At 69.4% G+C, this 19,356-nt stretch carries 17 protein-coding genes; 6 read left to right on the forward strand and 11 right to left on the reverse strand.

What is annotated here, in order from left to right; genetic code table 11:
• The first annotated feature begins 3 nt into the window (after nt 1–3).
• Entirely contained in the window at nt 4–1,416 is a 1,413-nt protein-coding gene (locus QSK35_RS24745) for a glycoside hydrolase family 3 protein (RefSeq protein WP_285749863.1), read from the forward strand.
• Between the two features lie 20 nt (nt 1,417–1,436).
• Nucleotides 1,437–2,447 (forward strand): SIS domain-containing protein, encoded by a 1,011-nt coding sequence (locus QSK35_RS24750; RefSeq protein ID WP_502881710.1) that lies wholly within the window; start codon nt 1,437–1,439, stop codon nt 2,445–2,447.
• Between the two features lie 348 nt (nt 2,448–2,795).
• Here QSK35_RS24750 and nagA read toward each other — a convergent pair whose 3' ends face one another.
• Entirely contained in the window at nt 2,796–3,980 is a 1,185-nt protein-coding gene (gene nagA / locus QSK35_RS24755; protein WP_285749865.1) for an N-acetylglucosamine-6-phosphate deacetylase, read from the reverse strand.
• Between the two features lie 178 nt (nt 3,981–4,158).
• On the opposite strand from nagA, the gene QSK35_RS24760 reads away from it, so the two are divergent.
• Entirely contained in the window at nt 4,159–4,833 is a 675-nt protein-coding gene (locus QSK35_RS24760; RefSeq protein WP_285749866.1) for a FadR/GntR family transcriptional regulator, read from the forward strand.
• A 26-nt stretch (nt 4,834–4,859) separates the two neighbouring features.
• On the opposite strand, the gene QSK35_RS24765 is transcribed toward QSK35_RS24760, so the two are convergent.
• Nucleotides 4,860–5,741: a LysR family transcriptional regulator gene (locus QSK35_RS24765; RefSeq protein ID WP_285749867.1), complete on the reverse strand. Its 882-nt coding sequence runs from the start codon at nt 5,739–5,741 to the stop codon at nt 4,860–4,862.
• Between the two features lie 71 nt (nt 5,742–5,812).
• Between QSK35_RS24765 and dapA the strand changes: the two genes are divergently transcribed.
• Nucleotides 5,813–6,667, forward strand: coding sequence for a 4-hydroxy-tetrahydrodipicolinate synthase (dapA, locus tag QSK35_RS24770; protein ID WP_285749868.1), 855 nt, complete (start codon nt 5,813–5,815; stop codon nt 6,665–6,667).
• Nucleotides 6,668–6,675: 8 nt separating this feature from the next.
• On the opposite strand, the gene QSK35_RS24775 is transcribed toward dapA, so the two are convergent.
• The 9 genes from QSK35_RS24775 to QSK35_RS24815 form a co-directional block, all read right to left on the reverse strand.
• Complete coding sequence (locus tag QSK35_RS24775) at nt 6,676–7,509, reverse strand: amidohydrolase family protein (protein WP_285749869.1); 834 nt, start codon at nt 7,507–7,509, stop codon at nt 6,676–6,678.
• The gene (locus QSK35_RS24780; protein WP_285749870.1) at nt 7,506–8,462 is read right to left on the reverse strand and encodes an aldo/keto reductase; all 957 of its coding nucleotides are present in this window, start codon (nt 8,460–8,462) and stop codon (nt 7,506–7,508) included. The genes QSK35_RS24775 and QSK35_RS24780 overlap by 4 nt, the downstream gene beginning before the upstream one ends.
• A complete protein-coding gene (locus tag QSK35_RS24785; RefSeq protein ID WP_285749871.1) occupies nt 8,459–8,770 on the reverse strand; it encodes an L-rhamnose mutarotase in 312 nt (103 codons plus the stop codon). The genes QSK35_RS24780 and QSK35_RS24785 overlap by 4 nt, the downstream gene beginning before the upstream one ends.
• 3 nt (nt 8,771–8,773) lie before the next feature.
• Complete coding sequence (locus tag QSK35_RS24790; RefSeq protein WP_285749872.1) at nt 8,774–9,769, reverse strand: ABC transporter permease; 996 nt, start codon at nt 9,767–9,769, stop codon at nt 8,774–8,776.
• Nucleotides 9,770–9,789: 20 nt separating this feature from the next.
• Entirely contained in the window at nt 9,790–11,262 is a 1,473-nt protein-coding gene (locus QSK35_RS24795) for a sugar ABC transporter ATP-binding protein (RefSeq protein WP_285749873.1), read from the reverse strand.
• 133 nt (nt 11,263–11,395) lie between these two features.
• On the reverse strand, nt 11,396–12,439 hold the full coding sequence (locus QSK35_RS24800) for a sugar ABC transporter substrate-binding protein (protein WP_285749874.1): 1,044 nt from the start codon (nt 12,437–12,439) through the stop codon (nt 11,396–11,398).
• 14 nt (nt 12,440–12,453) lie between these two features.
• On the reverse strand, nt 12,454–13,203 hold the full coding sequence (locus QSK35_RS24805; RefSeq protein WP_285749875.1) for an SDR family NAD(P)-dependent oxidoreductase: 750 nt from the start codon (nt 13,201–13,203) through the stop codon (nt 12,454–12,456).
• Nucleotides 13,200–14,504 carry an enolase C-terminal domain-like protein gene (locus QSK35_RS24810; protein WP_285749876.1) on the reverse strand — a complete coding sequence of 435 codons (1,305 nt, stop codon included), beginning with the start codon at nt 14,502–14,504 and terminating at the stop codon, nt 13,200–13,202. The genes QSK35_RS24805 and QSK35_RS24810 overlap by 4 nt, the downstream gene beginning before the upstream one ends.
• 2 nt (nt 14,505–14,506) lie before the next feature.
• Nucleotides 14,507–15,358: a fumarylacetoacetate hydrolase family protein gene (locus tag QSK35_RS24815; RefSeq protein ID WP_285749877.1), complete on the reverse strand. Its 852-nt coding sequence runs from the start codon at nt 15,356–15,358 to the stop codon at nt 14,507–14,509.
• A 113-nt stretch (nt 15,359–15,471) separates the two neighbouring features.
• Here QSK35_RS24815 and QSK35_RS24820 point away from each other — a divergent pair, with 113 nt between their 5' ends.
• Together QSK35_RS24820 and QSK35_RS24825 are read left to right on the forward strand one after the other, a co-directional pair.
• Entirely contained in the window at nt 15,472–18,342 is a 2,871-nt protein-coding gene (locus QSK35_RS24820; RefSeq protein ID WP_285749878.1) for a S8 family serine peptidase, read from the forward strand.
• A gap of 51 nt (nt 18,343–18,393) precedes the next feature.
• A complete protein-coding gene (locus QSK35_RS24825; RefSeq protein WP_285749879.1) occupies nt 18,394–19,311 on the forward strand; it encodes an N-acetylglucosamine kinase in 918 nt (305 codons plus the stop codon).
• Nucleotides 19,312–19,356: the final 45 nt, after the last annotated feature.

Below are 19,356 nucleotides of genomic sequence, written 5' to 3' on the forward strand. Positions count from 1 at the left end.
CGCGTGGAGCAGTTGGCCGCAGCCGTTCTACTGCCCGGATTCCACGGAACGACCGCCCCCGACTGGTTGCTGCGCCGGGTGTCCGACGGCCTCGGTGGCGTCGTCCTGTTCGGCCGCAACGTTGTTTCCGACTCGCAGGTGACGTCGTTGTGCTCGGAACTGCGTTCCGCGCGTCCGGACGTGGTGATCGGCATCGACGAGGAGGGCGGCGACGTCACCCGCCTGGACGCCGGTCGTGGTTCGGAGGTGCCCGGCAACCACGCGCTGGGCGCCGCGAACGACCTCGACCTGACCCGTGAGGTGGCGGCGTCGATCGGCGCGCGCCTCGCGGCGTGCGGGATCTCGCTCAACCTGGCGCCGTCGGCGGACCTCGTGCTGACACTGGAGGACCCGATCATCGGCGTCCGCTCCTTCGGTTCGGATCCCTCGTCGGCGGCCCGGCACGTGGCGGCGTTCGTCGAGGGCATGCAGACCGTGGGCGTCGCCGCGTGCGCCAAGCACTTCCCCGGCCACGGCGCGTCCACTGTGGACTCACACGAACAGCTGCCGGTGCTGCCGCGGACGGTTGACGAGCTTCGTTCAGTTGAGCTGGTGCCCTTCCGCGCGGCGATCTCGGCGGGTGTCCGGTCGATCATGACCGGCCACCTGGTCGTGGCCGAGTGGGGTTCGGCGCCGGTGACGTTGAACCCCAAGGCGATCTCGGTGCTGCGTTCGGAACTCGGCTTCACCGGCGCGATCATCACGGACGGCCTGGACATGAAGGCCGTCGGCGGCGATCTCGCACAGGGCGCGGTTCGTGCTCTGGCCGCGGGCGTGGACGCCCTGTGCCTGGGCGGCGAGCCGCTCGACGACGACGGCATGCAGTGGCTGGTCGACAGCATCGTGGCGGCGGTGAAGTCCGGTGAACTGTCCGAGGAACGCCTGACGCAGGCGGCCACGCGGACGCTGGCCCTGGGAACGCCGCCCGCGCGGGTCGACGCGCACGACGCGGAGATCGGCATGCTGGCGGCCCGTCGTGCCCTGTCGGGCTCGGTGTCGTTGCGAGGGCCGCTGCTCGTCGTCGACCTGGTGGTGGCGCCGTCGATCGCGGTCGGCGACGTGCCGTGGGGCCTGGGCCCGTACCTGCGGGAACTGCGTCCGGACACCCAGGTGATCGCGTCCGCTTCGGTGACCGCCGAAGAGGTTGCGAGCGTCGCCGATGGGCGGACGATCGTGGTGGTGACCAGGGACGCGCACCGTCATGAACATGCTCGCCAACTGGTAACTTTGTTAACTAAGCTTGGTCTGGACACCGTGCACGTGGAGACCGGCGTGCCGGGTCCGGACCTGGGCAGCGGCGCCCGCATCGACACCCACGGCGGGTCTCGGGTGAGTCTCCGGGCCGCTGCAGAGCTGATTGCGAAAGGCACGACATGACTTCTCAGCCCGGTCAGCACATGGCAGCCGAGATCGCCCAGCAGCCCGAGATCTTCAGTTCCCTGTACGAACGCCGCGCCGAGTTCGCCTCGGTCGCCTCAGCGATCCGCGCCCGCGCCCCGCGCTTCGTCCTCTTCGCCGCGCGCGGCTCGTCCGACCACGCGGCGATCTACGCGAAGTACCTGACCGAGGTGCTGCTGGAACTGCCCGCCGGTCTGGTGTCCGCGTCCACGACGACGTTGTACGGCGCCGAGCCGGACCTGCGGGACGTGCTGCTGGTGACCGTGTCGCAGTCGGGCGGCTCCCCGGACCTGCTCGAGGTCACGGCGTCCGCCCGCCGGCGCGGCGCTTTGACGGTCGCGGTGACCAACACGGCCACCTCGCCGATCAACGCCGCCGCCGAGCTGTCCGTGGATGTCGGCGCGGGCGTTGAGCACGCCGTCGCCGCCACCAAGACCTACTCGGCGACTCTGCTGGCTTTGTATCTGCTGGTCGACGCTGCTCGTGGTGGTGACGGCTCCGCCGCCGCTTCGCTAGGCGAGTTGGCTTCCTCGGCTCTGGCTTCTCCTGGGATCGACGAGGTTGTTGGGCGGTACCGGTTCGTCGACCGTGTGCTGACCACCGGTCGGGGTTACTCATACCCGACGGCTCTCGAAGCGTCTTTGAAGCTCGCCGAGACGTCGTACCTGGCGGCGCGGGCCTATAGCGGGGCCGATCTGTTGCACGGGCCTGTTGCGGCCGTGGACGCTGAGACGGCCGTGCTGGCGGTTACGTCGGCGGGTAAGGGTGGCGACGCGTTGCGGGATGTTCTGGAGGCCGTGCACCAGCGTGGGGCCGACGTGACCGCTGTTGGGTCTGCGGCTGACAAGGTGGCGGCGGCGCACCGGATTCTCGTGCCGGAGACGGCTGAGGAGGTGGCGCCGATTCTGGAGATCCTGCCGATTCAGCGGCTGGCGCACGGGTTGGCGCTGGCGCGGGGCGGGGACCCGGACAACCCGCGTGGCCTCAACAAGGTGACGCGCACGCTCTGACGTGGTTGACGAATGCCCCGGCGGGTGCACCCGCCGGGGCATTCGCGTCTCTGGAGCGGGCACCAACGGACAACTCGGGCGTGGCGAACGGACAACTCGGGGGTGCTGAAAGGGCGACACGCGGCCTGCACGGACGACACGCCGCCGGGCGTGGGCGGGGACCCCGAGCAGGCGCGCTCACCGAACGGGCGCAGCCCGTGCGTCGACGAGGCCCGGAATGTCAGTGCCGCCTGGAAGAATTCGCGCGGGGGGATCCGTGGCGGGGGACGCCTGCGTTAGCGCGCGATCTGGGCCGCCCCAGACATGCGAAAGGGGCCCTCGCCGCGGCGAGGGCCCCTTTCGTGTTCGCTACTGACCAGCCGTGGCGTAGCTGGCCGACTTGGGCAGCGACGGGTTGTCGGCGTCGTACGCGACCGCCCCGTCCACCCAGACCTTGCGAGGGCGAAGGTCCGAGTCCCACCACACGAGGTCAGCGACAGCGCCGGGCGCCAACCGCCCCAACCCCGACTCCCCGATCACCTCAGCGGGCACGATCGTCGCCGAAGCCAACGCATCCTCAACCGGCACCCCAACGGACACGATGTTGCGGATCGCGCGGTCCAACGTCAGAGCGGACCCGGCGATCGTGCCCTCAGGCGACCGAGGCACACCGTCGTCAGTCAGAACAACGTCGGCACCTCCGAGCTGGTACCGCCCAGGAGGCATCCCAGCAGCGGCAACGGCATCGGTCACGAGAGCAACCCGCGCACCGGCAGCGTTGAACACCAGGCGGCAAACGTCCGGGCCGACGTGCGCGAGATCGGCGATCAATCCGAGAGTGAAACGATCGTCCACCAAAGCAACACCGGGAACCCCTGGCTCCCGGTGTCCTAGTGGCCGCTGCGCGTTGAACAGGTGGGTCACCATGCGCGCCCCCGCGTCGGCGGCGGCTCGCGTCTGCTCCCCGGTGGCGTCGGAATGTCCCACCGCCACAAGGACGCCCGCGGAAACCAAACGCCGGACCGCGTCCAACCCGCCGGGCTGCTCCGGCGCCAGCGTCACCATCCGCAAAGCCGACCCGAGCTCCAGCAGAGCATCGATCTCCGACGGCCCAGGAGCGACCATCAAAGTCGGGTCGTGCACGCCGGCGCGTTTTGGTGACAGGAACGGCCCTTCGAGATGCACACCCAACGGCCGGGCACCGGAAGCCAAGGAAGCCGACGCCGCGAGAACGGCACGGGCCTGACGCAGCGCGACCGGGACCGGCGCGGTGATCAGGGTCGGCAGGAACCGGGTCACACCTGTGGACGGCAGAGCACCTGCGACGGCCCGCATCGCGTCGGCGTCGGCCTCGGCGAAGTCGACGCCGACGAATCCGTTCACCTGCACGTCGACGAGACCGGGTGTCAGCAGACCGTCGGGCAGGACCTCGGCGCCCGCGGGGGGCTCACCGGTGATCACTTCGACGATTCGACCGTCTCTGATCCGCACCGAGGCAGGACCGACGATCGTGCGACCGAGCAGCGCCTGCGGGGCTGCGACAACGGCGTCCAAGATCCCTCCCTGAATGGTCCAGACCATTATGGCGACAAGACGGGATCCCGTCACGTACTCGTTAGAAGATAACTGATTCTAAGGTCAACTCGTTATTCATGACCCAATGTCACGATACGAGACAGATGTAGCCCATACTGTGGGTTAGACATCCGAGGTCTATCGAACAGAGGGTGCCGTGGCGGTTACTGACGACGCGATCCTGCGCGTGAAGGAGATGATCGTCTCCGGCGAGCTCAAGCCGGGCGATCGGCTGCCGAGAGAGGCCGACCTGGCCGAGCGCCTCGGGCTGTCCCGCAACTCCCTGCGCGAGGCGGTCAAGGCGTTGTCGCTGGTCAGGGTGCTGGACGTGCGTCAAGGTGACGGCACCTACGTGTCCAGCCTGCGCGCGGACGACCTGCTCGGCGCACTGAGCTTCGTGCTCGACCTGCACCGCGGCGAGGACTCGTTGCTCGAGGTGCTGCAGGTCCGGCGGATCCTCGAACCCGCCGCCGCCGCGATGGCCGCCCAGCGCATCGACGTCGAGGAGATCAACAAGCTGCGGGCACTCTGCGACGCGACCGAGCACGCCAAGTCGGTCGAGGAACTCGTCGAGCACGACCTCGAGTTCCACCGCGCCATCGCGCAGTGCTCGGGCAACGCCTACCTGGCGCAGCTGCTCGACACCCTGGCCGGCCCGACCGTGCGGGTGCGCATCTGGCGCGGAATCACTCAGTCGAACGCGGTAGACCGAACGGTCGCCGAGCACCGCGCCATCGTGGACGCGCTCGCCGCCCACCAACCGGAGCTGGCGCGCAGCTGGTCGACCGTGCACGTGGCAGGCGTCGAGCAGTGGTTGTCAGATCTTGCCTGACTTGACAACGGTCTGAACGAAAGCGGTCAGGCCTCGCGCAAGTGGTCAAGCACCACCTGCACGGCGGCCTGGCCGTCGGCGCGATGCCGCACGACCGCGGACACCGTCCGGTACACCGGCTGCTTCAACGGACGCAGCGCCACGCCCGGCCGGCGCGCCAGCGACGGCACCAGCGCCAGCCCCAGGCCGGCCTCCACGAGCCCGCACATGACACCGAAGTCATCGCAGTAGGCCTGCGGGTGCGGCACGAACCCCGCGGCCCCGCAGGCACGCTGGGTCAGCTCGTGACAGGACGCGTCGGTGCGCGGCATGATCCACGGCCGGTCGGCCAGCAGAGCCAGGTCCACGGAGTCCTGCTGCACCAACGGATCGTTCAGCGGCAACGCCACGCACACCTGCTCGATCAGCAGCTCGTGCGACTCACACGACACGGGCACGTCGCGCGGCATGATGTTGTACGCGTGCACGACCGCGATGTCGATCTCGCCGCGGCGCAGCGCGGGCAGCGATGCCTCGGGCTCCATCTCGTGCACCACGAGCTCGATGTCCGAACCGTGCGCCGCTCGCAGCGAACGGATCGCCCGCGGCAGCAAGGCGACCGCCGCCGAGACGAACACACCCAGCCGCACCGCGCCCGACACCCGCGTCCGCAACGACGCCAGGTCGGCCTCGGCCGCGGCGAGCTGATCCAGCACGAGCTGCGTGTGCGCCGCGAGCACCTGCCCGGCCCGCGTGAGCGTCAACCGGCGGCCGTCGCGGGCCACCAGCGCGACGCCCGCCTCCCGTTCCAGGGCGGCGAGCTGCTGCGACACGGCGGGCGACGTGACATGCAATGCCTCCGCGGCGGCCGTGACCGTCCCGTGCACGGACAGCGCGTGCAGCAGCCGCAACCTGCGTACGTCCAACACAAAGCTGAGCTTAACAATCAGGGCAGAACTTCTAACTGGAACTTTCCGAACGACGGGGCGAACCTGGAACCATGTTCGGACGAGTGCTCGTAGCGATGATCACGCCCTTCACCAGCGACGGCGAGCTGGACCTCGACGGCGCGCAGACGCTCGCCGCCCACCTGGTCGACCAGGGCGGCGCGGACGGCCTCGTCCTCAACGGCACCACCGGCGAGGCCCCGACCACCACGGACACGGAGAAGGAGGCCCTGATCCGGGCCGTCACCGACGCCGTCGGCGACCGCGCCAAGATCATCGCGGGCGTCGGCACGAACTCGACGCGCCACACGGTCGAGCTCGCCCGCCAGGCCGAGAAGGCCGGCGCGCACGGGCTCCTGGTCGTCACGCCGTACTACAGCCGCCCGACCCAGGAGGGCGTCGAGAGCCACTTCCGGACCGCCGCCGAGGCCACCGAGCTTCCGGTCCTGCTCTACGACATCCCCGGCCGCACCGCCACGGCGATCGAGACCGGCACCCTGCGCAGGCTCGCCGAGCACCCGAACATCGTCGGCGTGAAGGACTGCAAGGTCGACCTGCTCGCGACCGCGACCCTGATCAACGAGACGGGCCTGCGGTTCTACTCGGGCAACGACGAGCTGACGCTCCCGATGTACGCGATCGGCGGCGCGGGCGTCGTCAGCACGGTCGGACACGTCGTCGGCAACGAGATCCGCGCGATGCTCGACGCGTTCGACCGCGGCGACAACGCCGAAGCCCTGCGCCTGCACCAGGCCCAGCTGCCGGCGATCACCGCGATCATGACCCGCGAACCCGGCGTCGTCGCGGTGAAGGCCGCACTACGCCTCAGGAACCTCCCCGCGGGCCCTGTGCGCGCCCCGCTCGCCGAGGCGACCGAGGCGCTCGTCGAGGAACTGCGCCAGATCTAGAAGCAGGGTCAGATCGCGTAGACCCGCTGGGCCGTACCGGAAAAGATCTCGGAGCGTTCGTCGGCGGACAGCTCCGAGGTCAGCTCCTGCGCCGCATAGACGACGTCACCGTAGGACGCGGCGAGCAGGCACACCGGCCAGTCCGACCCGAACATCAGCCGCGACGGGCCGAACGCGTCCAGCACGACCTCGAAGTACGGGCGCAGGTCGTCGATCGTCCACGACTTCCAGTCGGCCTCGGTGACCAGCCCGGACAGCTTGCACGTCACGTTCTCGTGCTCGGCCAGCGACCGCACGAGCTCGGCCCACTCGTCGACGTCGCCGGACGCGACCGGCGGCTTCGAGCAGTGGTCCAGCACGAACGACACCTGCGGCAGCGCCGCCACGGTCTTGCGCGCGGCGGGCAGCTGGTGCGGCAACGTGAGCAGCTCGTACACCAGCCCGGCCGAACCGACCGCGGCCAGCCCGCGCCAGACCTCCTTGCGGCACAACCACTCCGGGTCCGGCTCGCCCTGCACCTGGTGCCGGATCCCGCGCAGCCACGAACCGCCGTGGCCGTCGCGCAACGCCGCGAGCGCGTCATCGATCGACGGCGAGGTCAGGTCCGTCCAGCCCACCACGGCACTGATCACAGGTGACTGCTCGGCGATCGCGAGGAACTCGGGTGTCTCCTCGGGCACGCAGATCGTCTGCACCAGCACGGAAGCCGAGACGCCTGAAGCATCTTCGGCATAGTCTTCGGCCGAGAAACTGCGTTTGATCACACCCATCGGCGGGTCGGTGATCCAGTCCTGGTCGCGGACGGACAGGTCCCACAGGTGGTGGTGCGCGTCGATGATCACGGCGTCGGCACCTCCGCGCCCAGCAGTCCCTCGGACCGCAGGTCGTCCCACAGCTCCGCGGGGATCGCCGCCGAGAAGTACGCCGCGTTGCCGTGCATCTGCTCCGCGGTGCGCGACCCGATCACCACGGACACGACGGCCGGGTGGCCGAACGCGAACTGGATCGCGACCTGCGGCAACGTCACGCCGTGCCGCTCGCACACCGCCGCGATCGAGCGGGCGCGTTCGACCAGCTCCGAGGGTGCGTCCTCGTAGTTGTACTTCGCCGCATCCGGAACAACGGCCCGCGACAGCAGACCCGAGTTGAACACCCCGCACGCGACGACCGACACACCGCGCTCCTCGCACAGCGGCAGGAACGTCGTGAGCGCGGTCTGCTCCAGCAACGTGTACCGGCCGGCGAGCATCACCACGTCGATGTCGGTCTCGCGGACGAACCGTTCCGGCATCTCCCACTGGTTCATGCCGACGCCGATCGCGTCCACGACGCCCTGGGACCGCAGCTCTTCCAACGCCGGATACGCCTGGGACACCGCCTCTTCCCAGTACTCGTCCGGGTCGTGGATGTAGACGATCTCCACGCGGTCGGTGCCCAGACGCTCCAAGGAGGACTCCAGCGACCGCTTCACGCCGTCCGCCGAATAGTCACGCACGCGCCGGAAGTGCGCGGGCACCGCGAAACCCTCGGTGTCCTGGCCTTCGCCGTCGAACGGCTCCAGCAGTCGCCCGACCTTCGTCGAGATCACGTACTCCGACCGAGGCCGGCCCCGCAACGCCACGCCGAGGCGGCGTTCGGACAGGCCGAGGCCGTAGTGCGGCGCGGTGTCGAAGTAGCGGACACCGGTCTGCCACGCCGCCTCGACCGCGCCGAACGCCTCCTCGTCGGAGATCTCGCGGTACAGGTTGCCGATGGGCGCGGCACCGAAGCCCAAACGCGAAACCGAAACCTTCACGGCAGCTCCCAAACCAGCTTCACGTCGGGGACGGCGCCGGAGTAGTCGTCCTCGACCTCCAACAGTTCCGCCATCCGAGCCTGCCACGGAATGTTCGCCGGGTGTGCCGCCAAGTGCTCGCGCATCGCCTTGTAGTCGTCGACCTCGACGAGGTGGAACAACTCCCGGCCACTGCGCCAGATCCGCCACGAATGCACCCCGGCCTCCCGCAACGCGGTGTCCAGCTCAGCGGGAATCGTGGCGTGGATCCGGTCGTAGTCGGCCTCCTTGCCTTCACGGAGCCGGGTGTGCAGCGCGACGGTTTCCAACGACTACTCCTGTTTCTGACCGGTGGCGAATCGGGTGACGACCAGCGCGAGGATGATCACCGCGCCGTAGGACGCGTTGATGTAGTACCCGGAAACGCCCTGCAGACGCAGGATCTGCTCGACCAGTCCGAGCATCAGCACACCGGACAGCGCGCCGAACAGCGTGCCCTTGCCGCCCTGCAGCGAGATCCCGCCGATGACCGCGGCCGCGAACACCTTGAAGATCATGCCCGCGCCCTGCGACACGGCGACCGTGCCGAGCCGTCCGGTCATCAGCACGCCGGCGATCGCGGCGAGCACGCCACCGATGATCAGCACGATCCACACCACGCGGTCGACCCGGATACCGGCGGCGCGCGCGGCCTCCTTGTTGCCGCCGATGGCGTACAACGAACGCCCCTGTCGCAGGTACGACATCGTGAAGATGCCGACGGCGAACAGCACGATGCAGATCCACACCGCCGCAGGCAGGCCGGCCCAGCGCGCCGCGCCGAGGTACAGGAACGACTCCGGCACGTCGAACAGCGTCTGGCCCTTGGTCAGCGCCTCCTGCAGACCGCGCAGCATCGTCAGCATGCCGAGGGTGACCATGAAGCCGGACAGACCGACCTTCAGGATCAGGAACCCGTTGAAGCCGCCGATCAGCGCGCCCGTCAGCAGGCACACCGGGATCGCGGTCCACGCGGGCAATTCGACCCCCAGGCCGTTGGACGCGACCGGGATGACCAGCGCGATCGCCACGGCCGGCGCGATGCCGATCGTGGACTCGAGCGACAGGTCCATCTTGCCGACGATCAGGATCAGCGCCTGCGCCAGCACGAGCAGGCTCAGCTCGCTCTGGAACTGCAGCACCGCGATCAGGTTGTCGGCGGTGAGGAACGTCGGGTTGAGCACCGCGCCGATGACGATCAGCAGCACGATCGCGGGCACCAGCGCGAGGTCCTGGTACTTGGCGAACTGGAACCGCTGCTTGTTCGGCGGCGGAGACGTCGTTTGCACTGGTGGGCTCATCGCCTTGGTCACTGCTCCATCCCTTCGATCGCGGCGATGAGCTCCCGGTCCTGCCAGCCGCGCGCGAACTCGCGCACGACCCGGCCGTGGAACATCACCAGAACTCGGTCGCAGACCTTCAGGTCGTCCAGCTCGTCGGATACGACGATCGCGGCCTTGCCCCGGCGCGCCTGCGCGTCGACGACCCCGAGCAACGACTCCTTCGACTTCACGTCGACGCCCGCGGTCGGGTTGATCAGCACGAGCACAGCGGGGTCGCCGGCCAGAGCCCTGGCCATGACGACCTTCTGCTGGTTGCCGCCGGACAGGTCGGACACGGGTTGGTCCGGCCCGGCGGCCTTGATGTCGTACGAGGCGATCGCGGTGCGCCCCGCGTTGTTCAGGGCGGAGCGACGCACGAACGTGCCCTGCACGCTCATCGTGGCGTTCTCCGCGATCGACAGGTCGACCACGAGCCCCTGGTGATGCCGATCCCTTGGCACACAGCCGATTCCGGCCTTCAGGGCGGACGGCACGTCGCCGCCACGCACCGCGGACCCGTTCACGGCGATGGCCCCGGACGAGGGCTTGCGCAGCCCGTAGACGGTCTCGGCGAACTCGTGCTTGCCGCTCGACGCGCTGCCCGCGAGGCCGATGACCTCGCCGCGCGTCGCGGTGAGCGAGATGTCCTCGAACGCGTCGCCGCTCAGTTCCGCGACGGTCAACACCTCGTCGGCTGACGTCGCCCGGTCCTCGCCGCTGGGCACGTTGAGACCGCCCGCCTCGCCGGTCATAGCCTCGATCAGGTCCGGTTTGGACATCTCGGCGACCGGCGCGGTGACGATGTGCTTCGCGTCGCGGTACACCGTGACGGTCTGGCAGACCTCGTAGACCTCCTGCAGGTGGTGGGAGATGAACAGGAACGTCACTCCCCTGTCCTGCAACGACCTCATCCGGTCGAACAGCCGCTCGATCGCGGGACCGTCGAGCTGCGCGGTGGGCTCGTCGAGGATGACGAAGCGGGAACCCATGGAGAGTGCCCGCGCGATCTCGACGAGCTGCCGCTGCTCCACGGTCAGGTCCGCGACCTTGGAGTCCGGGCTGACGGCGACCTCGTACAGGTCCAGCAACGAAGCGGCTTCGCGACGGAGTCGCTTCCAGCTGATCAGGCCACCGCCGAAGTCCTGCCGATTGATGAACAGGTTCTCGGCGACCGACAGCTCGGGCACCACGGTGGCCTTCTGGTACACGCACGCCACGTGCTGACGCCACGCGGCGCGGTCGGCGACGGGCGGCGCGGGTTCGCCGAAGAACGCGACCTCGCCCGCGTCCGGCACCTGCATGCCGGTGAGGACGGAGACCAGCGTCGACTTGCCCGCGCCGTTGCGGCCCACGAGGGCGTGCGACTCGCCGGCCCGGATCTCGATGCCCACGTCGTCCAACGCGAGCGTCTTGCCGAACCGCTTCGTCACACCCCTCGCGACCGCGGCGAATTCCGACATCACACACACCCCGACCGACACGCGAGGGCACGCGACCAACCGGCCCGGAGATCGCCGCCCGCGCCACCCGGCGCGAGCACCGACCCGAACCGCTTCGTCACACCCCTTGCGACCACGGCGAACTCCGATGACATCACTTGTTGATCTGGTTGCCCCAGAAGGCCTTGTCGTCGACGTTCTCCTTGGTGATCAGCGGCGCGGGCAGCTGGTCCTCGAGCCGGCCGTTACCGGTGTCCACAATGGTCGAGTCGTGGTCGGTCTTGCCGGTCTGGAACGTCTTCTTCTCCACGGCCGCCTTGGCGTAGAACAGCGCCCACTTCGCGTAGAGGTCGGCCGGCTGCGACACGGTCGCGTCGATCTCGCCCTTGCGGATGGCCTCCAGCTCCTGCGGGATGCCGTCGTTCGACACGATGAAGACGTGCTTCGGGTCGGTCGGCGGGACCAGCAGGTTCTTCTGGCGCAACAGCTGCAGCGTCGGCGCGAGGAACACGCCACCGGCCTGCATGTAGATGCCGTTGATGTCCGGGTGCTCGTTGAGGCGGGTCTGCAGCGCGGCCGAGGCCTTCGCACCCTCCCACTCGGTCGGCTCCTCGAACACCGTGATGCCGGGGTAGTTCTGCTTCATGCAGGCGGCGAACGCCTCGGAGCGGTCGCGGCCGTTGACCGACGACAGCGAGCCCTGGAACTCGACGACCTTGCCCTTGCCGCCGAGCTTGTCACCGAGGAACTTGCAGGCCTTCTCGCCGTACGCCTTGTTGTCCGCGCGCACGACCATGTAGGTCTTGCCCTTGTCCGGGCGCGTGTCGACGGTGACGACCGGGATGCCCGCCTTGTCCAGGCGGTCCAAAGTGGACGCGATGGCACCGGTGTCCTGCGGGGCCATCACGATCGCCTTCGCGCCCTGCGACTGCAGCGTCTGCGCGTTGGCGACCAGGTTCTCCACCTTGTTCTGGGAGTTGGTGGGGTTCAGCAGGTTGATGCCGAGTTCCTTGGCCTTCTCCGGGAAGTACTTGATGTACGAGTTCCAGAAGTCGGAGTCGGCCCGCGGGTGGTCGGCGCCGATCGGGCCGACGGCTCCGCTCGACGAGCCTGTGGCCCCGCCGCCGGTCCCACAGGCTGTCAAGACACCGGCGAGCGCGAGGCATACCGCGGCGGTGAGGCTGCTGCGACGCTTCATAGTTGTTGGCTCTCCTAAGGCTTCGGGCGCAGACGCAACCCGTACATGCCACCGTCGACAGCGAGAATCGTGCCTGCGGTGGAACCGGACAGCGGGCTCGCCAGGTAGGCGATCGCGCCCGCGACCTCGTCGGCGGAGACCAGCCGGCCGTGCGGCTGGCGCGCCTCCAATGCGGCCCGCTCGGCGGCCGGGTCCGGCGCCGAGTCGAGCAGACGGCCCACCCACGGGGTGTCCGCCGTGCCGGGGGCGACCGCGTTGACGCGAATGCCCTCGCGCACGTGGTCGGCGGCCATCGCGAGCGTCAGTCCGTAGACCGCGCCCTTGCTGGCCGAGTACAGGACGCGTTGCGGCAGCCCGGCCCACGCCGCGATGGAGCAGGTGTTCACGATCGCGGCCGACGGCGAGTTCCGCAGGTGCGGCAACGCCGCCCGCGCCACCCGCGCCATGCCGACCACGTTCACGTTGAGCACGCGCAACCACTCCTCGTCGGAGTTGGCGCTCACGTCACCCTGGGCGCCGATGCCCGCGTTGTTCACGACGATGTCGAGCCGGCCGAACCGTTCGACCACCTCGGCGATCGCGGACTGGACGCTCTCGTCGTCCGAGACGTCCGTGCGGACCCCGACCAGCGGGTCCTTCACGTCCGGGTTGAGGTCGAGCGCCGCCACGGAAGCGCCGCGGCTGGACAACAGGTTCGCTGTCGCCAGCCCGATGCCCGAGGCGCCGCCGGTCACGACGGCGACCAGGCCCTCGAAGTCAGTCACTGCCCCTCCAAAGCTGTCCACACCGGACCGTCCGGGAAGCGGTAGTCCGACAGGGTCTCGTCCTTGAGCTGAGCGGAGAATCCCGGCGCGTCGGGCGCCAGGTACCGGCCGTCGCGCACGACCGCCGGGTCGAGGAAGTGCTCGTGCAGGTGGTCGACCCACTCGATGACGCGCTCGCCGATCTCGCCGGACACGGCCACGAAGTCGAACATCGACAGGTGCCGCACCAATTCGCACAGCCCGACACCGCCCGCGTGCGGGCACACCGGAACGTCGAACTTCTTGGCCAGCAACATGATCGCGATGTTCTCGTTCACGCCGGCGACGCGGCACGCGTCGAGCTGCAGCACGTCGATCGCACCGGCCTGCAGCAACTGCTTGAACACCACGCGGTTCTGCACGTGCTCACCGGTGGCGACGCGGATCGGCGCGAGCGCGTCCGCGATGGCCCGGTGCGCCAGCACGTCGTCCGGCGACGTCGGCTCCTCGATCCAGTACGGGTCGTACGGCGCGAGCTCACGCATCCACCGCACCGCGGTGTCGACATCCCACCGCTGGTTGGCGTCCACCGCGACGCGCACCTTCTCACCGACGACCTCGCGGGCGAGCTTCATCCGGCGCACGTCGTCGTCGAGGCTGCCGCCGACCTTGAGCTTGATCATGTCGAAGCCGTCGGCGAGCGCCTGCCGGGCGAGACCGGCGAGCTTGTCGTCGGAGTAACCGAGCCAGCCGGGCGAGGTCGTGTAGGCGGGATATCCCTCGCGCATCAGGAACTCCGCGCGCTCGGCCTTGCCGTGCTCGCAGGACCGCAGGATCTGCAGCGCGTCCTCGGGCGTCAGCGCGTCCGACAGGTACCGGAAGTCGACGAGGCTGACGATCTCCTCGGGCGTCATCTGCGCGAGGAACCGCCACACGGGCAGCCCGGCACGGCGCGCGGCGAGGTCCCACGCGGCGTTGACCACCGCGCCGATCGCCATGTGCGCCACGCCCTTCTCCGGGCCGAGCCAGCGCAGCTGCGAGTCGCCGATCAGCTCGAAGTACAGGTCCGCAAGCGCTTGCGCGGTCTCCGGGACGTCCCGGCCGACCACGTGCGGTGCGAGCGAATGGATCGCGGCCGCCTGCACGTCGTTGCCGCGGCCGATGGTGAACGCGAGACCGTGCCCCTCCGGCCCGTCGTCGGTGCGCAGGACGACGTACGCGGCGGAGTAGTCCGGGTCCGGGTTCATCGCGTCGGACCCGTCGAGCTCCCGGGACGTGGGGAACCGGATGTCGAGGACGTCGAGATCGATGATTTTGGGCATGTTCAGGCCTGCCCGAGGGTCTGCCGCTGTTTGCCGAGTCCCTCGATCTCCAGCTCGACGACGTCGCCCGCCTTGAGGTAGGGCTTCGGCTCGGGCTGGCCCAGCGCGACGCCCGCGGGCGTGCCGGTGTTGATCATGTCACCCGGTCGAAGGACGGTGAACTGGCTCAGGTAGCGCACGATCTCGACCACCGGGAAGATCATGTTCTTGGTGGAGGAGTTCTGCTTGAGCTCGCCGTTCACCCAGAGCCGCAGCTCCAGGTTCTGGGGATCGGGGATCTCGTCGGCAGGCACGAGGAAGGGGCCGAGCGGATTGAACGTCTCACAGTTCTTGCCCTTGTCCCACGTGCCGCCGCGCTCGATCTGGAACTCGCGCTCGGAGACGTCGTGGGAGAGGACGTAACCGCCGATGCAGGCCAGGGCGTCCGCTTCGGACTCCAGGTAGCGGGCGGTTCGGCCGATGACGACGCCGAGCTCGACCTCCCAGTCGGTCTTGACCGACTTCCTGGGCACGAGGACCTCGTCGTACGGGCCGACCACGGTGTCCGGCGTCTTGAGGAACATCACCGGCTCGCCCGGGATGTCCGCGCCGGTCTCCTCGGCGTGGTCGGAGTAGTTCAGCCCGATGCAGATGATCTTGCCTGGCCGCAGCGGCGGTCCGATCCGGACACCCTCGGTCGCCAGCTCCGGCAGCGAGCCCGCCTCGAGCGCCTCGCGAACCCTGCTCACGCCGTCGTTCCCCAGGAATTCGCCGTCGATGTCCGAGGTGAGTCCTAGGAGGTCGTATGTGGTCCCGTCGTCGATCCGCACCGCAGGACGCTCTTCACCGACCGGCCCGACACGCAGGAGCTGCACGGCCGTCCCTCCTCTGGTCAACCACCACGAAATACATCGGATGTATAGCCCCGTACTCACGCCCGCGTCTAGAGCCTGCGAGGAAGTCGTCCGATGACTAGGAGGTACTGGCGATGAATCTGGCAGTGGCTGCGCTGCTGGTCGGAGCCCTCGTCGCGCCGATCGGACCAACCGAGCGGGTCTCGGTTTTCGTTGAGCTCACCGAGACGGCCGCGGTCGACGCGGGGACCTCCCTCGCCGCACGGGACGCCCGGTCGAGGACGCGGGAGAAGGCCCATCGGGTTGCATCGGCCGCGCGGGCGAAGGAAGTGGCGCACACGTCGAACGCCGTGCCGGGCGTCGTGTTGAACGCCGACGCCTCCCGGCTCGCCTCGCTGGCGGCGATGCCCGAGGTCAAGGCCGTGCACCGGACCGTGCCGAAGAAGATCACCAACGCGTCGGCCGTGCGGCTGACCCGTGCCGCGCAGGTCTGGAAGTCGGCCGGCGCCACCGGCGAAGGCATGCGCGTGGGCGTCATCGACACCGGGATCGACTACAAACACGCCGACTTCGGCGGCGGTTCCTTCCCGACGGCGAAGGTCGTCGGCGGGCACGACTTCGCCGGCGACGCGTACGACGGGTCCGATCCGGACTCATTGCCCGAACCGGACAACGACCCGATGGACTGCGAGGGCCACGGCACGCACGTCGCCGGGACCGCGGCCGGGTTCGGCGTCAACGCGGACGGCTCGACCTACCGCGGTTCGTACGCCTCGGTCGACCTGGACTCGTTGCGGATCGGGCCGGGCACCGCGCCGATGGCGTCGCTGTACGCGCTGAAGGTGTTCGGCTGCGAGGGGTCGACGAACCTGACCTCGCAGGCGCTGGACTGGGCGCTCGACCCGAACGGCGACGGCGACTTCAAAGACCACCTCGACGTGGTGAACCTGTCGCTGGGCAGCGACTTCGGCGCGGCCGACGACCCGGACAGCCTGTTCGTGCGCAAGCTCGTTCAGCACGGCGTCGTCGTGGTCGCGTCCGCGGGCAACGGCGGCGACTTCTACGACGTCGGCGGCTCGCCCGCGAACACGCCCGAGGCCATCGCGGTCGCCAACACCCGCGACGCGTTCGCGATGCTCGACGGCGTGCTCGCCGACGGCACGAAACGCCCCGGCCAGTACAGCCTGGCGTACACCAAGCCGGTGAACCTCGAACTACCAGTGGTCACGTTGACGTCCAATGTGGACGGCTGCAAGCCGATCGCGGAGTCGCTGGCCGACAAGATCGTCTGGCTGGAGTGGGACGACAACGACGCGACACGGGCCTGCGGTTCCGCCGGGCGGACGAACAACGCCGCCGCAGCGGGAGCCGCCGGGGTGCTGCTCTCGTCGACGAAGGACAACTTCGCCGCGGCGATCGCGGGCAACGACAAGATCCCGGCCTTCCAGTTCACCGGCTCCGCGACCGCTCTTGTCCGGCCCGCGTTGCAGGCCGGGACGCTGAAGGTCCGGATGGACTCGGCGATGCGGCGCACGGTGCCCGTCGTGACGCCGACGCTGGCGGACACGCTCACGCCCTCGTCGTCGCGCGGCGGCCGCGGGCCCGTCGCCGCGAAGCCGGACGTGGCCGCGCCCGGCGACACCATCTTCTCCGCCGCGGCCGGCACCGGTGACCAGGGCGTGAGCATGGGCGGGACGTCCATGGCCGCGCCGCACATCGCCGGAATCGCCGCGCTCGTGCGGCAGACGCACCCGGCGTGGACGGTCGAGGAGGTCAAGGCCGCGATCATGAACACGGCCTCCGGCATCATCAAGTCCGGCGACGACAATGTTTCCGGCCTACGTGAAGCGCCCATGCGAGTGGGCGCCGGTCGGGTGGACGCGTTGTCCGCCGTGGGCGCGGACGTGCTGGCATTCGCCCAGGACACGCCCGGCACGGTCGGGCTCTCGTTCGGGACCGTGGAGGCCGGCGGACCGGTGTTGAGCTTCAAGACCATCCGGTTGGTGAACAAGTCCGCGGCCATGGTGCGACTGACCGCGCGGTACGAGCCGATCACCTCGGTGCCGGGCGTGGCGTACCAGGTACCCGCGCCGTACATCGTGGTGCCGCCGGGCGGCACCGCGCGGGTCCCGGTCCTGCTCCACGTCCTCAACCCGTCCGAGCTGCGCAAGGTGGCGGACCCGACCGTCGACCTGGCGAAGGGCAGGCAGTACCTGGCCGAGGCGTCCGGACTGGTCGTGTTCTCGCGTGACGGCGGCTCGTCGCTGCGTGTGCCGGTGTACGCGGCGCCGAAGCCGGTGTCGCGCCTGAAGGTCGTGGGCGGTCACGTCGTCGGCAAGGCGTTGGACCAGCCGGGTTACCGGTCGCGGATGACCGTGCTTCGCCTGCAGGGCCGCAGCGACCAACTGCCGGCATGCGGTCAGCTACATGAGAACTGCGCGGTCAACGAGACCGCGCGCGGCGGCGACCTGCGGTACGTCGGCGCGACAGCGACGCCCGAGTTGTTGGCTTTCGGCGTCGTGACCTGGGCGAACTGGTCGAACCTCGGCGGCAACACGTGGCCGGTCGTGCGGTTCTCGGTCGGCGACAAGAAGTTCGTGACCAGGGCCGTGAAGCCGACGGACGCCAACGGCCGGGTGCTGGAGGACGTGTGGCTGGCGCGCACGGAGACCGTCGACGGCGACGTGGTCGACGAGCAGCCGTTGAACGGTTTCCTCGGTGACGTCGACACGAACCTGTTCGACAGCAACGTGGTCACGCTTCCGGTGTCGCGTGCCGTCATCGGCTCCGGTGCGGTGACGTACACCGTCGGTGTGGGTGGCGAGTACAAGCCGCCGGGCGACGCCGACGGCCTGGTCGACGTGATCTCGACGCCGATGACGTTCAACTACGAACTGGTCGTCCCGTCACTGTCCACTGTGGTCGGTTTCGGCTCGGAGGTGCCGCCGGGCGACCTCGTGCTGTTCCACCACAACGCGTCCGGTGACCGTGCGCAGGTGCTCTGAACACCCGGTTGGGCGGTCCTCTTCCACGCGGTTCTCGGCATACTCGGTGGAATGGACCTGGTCGTCGGACTGGACGCCGGTGGCACCTCCACCAGGGCGTTGGTGCTCGATCTCGAAGGCGTGCGCCTGGGCGCGGGACTGGCGGGCGGGGCGAACCCCAACTCGCACCCGCCGGAGCGCGCCGCCGCGCACATCGGTGAGGCGCTACGTGAGGCGTTGGACGGCCTGGACTCCCGCAAGGTGCGTTCCGGCGTCCTGGGCATGGCGGGCGCGTCGAAGCTGACCACGGACCCCGGCGTCTCCGCGCTGTTCCAGGCGGCGTGGGCGGACGCGGGCCTGAACTGCCCGATGCGCGTGATCACCGACTGCGAGGCGGCCTTCGCGACCGGCACGTCGTCTCCTGATGGCACCGTCGTCGTCGCCGGCACCGGCTCCATCGCCGCCCGCGTCGTCGATCACCGCATGACGCGCGCCTCGGGTGGTTATGGGTGGCTGCTGGGCGACGAGGGGTCGGCGTTCTGGCTGGGGCGCGAGGCCGTGCGCGCCACGTTGCGGCTGCTGGACCGTGACGCGTCCCTGGAGGGGCTCGCGACGGCCGTGCTCTCCGTTGCCGGTGCTCGTAACCGCAATCAGCTCATTCAGGTGGTGAAGGCCGGGGCTCCGATCGACCTGGCGCGGTTCGCGCCGCTGGTCAGCGCTGCTCATCACCACGGTGACCCCGAGGCGATTCGGATCGTGCGGGCGGCGGCACACCACCTGACGGAGATGGCGCTCGACGTCGTGACCGACTCGTCCCCGATCGTGCTGGTCGGCAGTCTGATCGTCACGCCCGTGGGCGTCGCGTTGCGGGACGAGTTGCGGGTGCGCACCGACGCTCCCGTGATCATGGCTACCGAAGGTGCGGCCGGAGCGGCCTGGCTCGCCGCGGTCGACGTGCTCGGACCGGACGCTCCGCGCCCGGCCGCCTGATCTGGTCGATTCGGCCTACTTCGAAGGGTCGCTGTCAGTAACGTG

The sequence above is a fragment of the Lentzea sp. NBRC 105346 genome, from assembly GCF_030269605.1.
GTDB lineage: Bacteria > Actinomycetota > Actinomycetes > Mycobacteriales > Pseudonocardiaceae > Lentzea.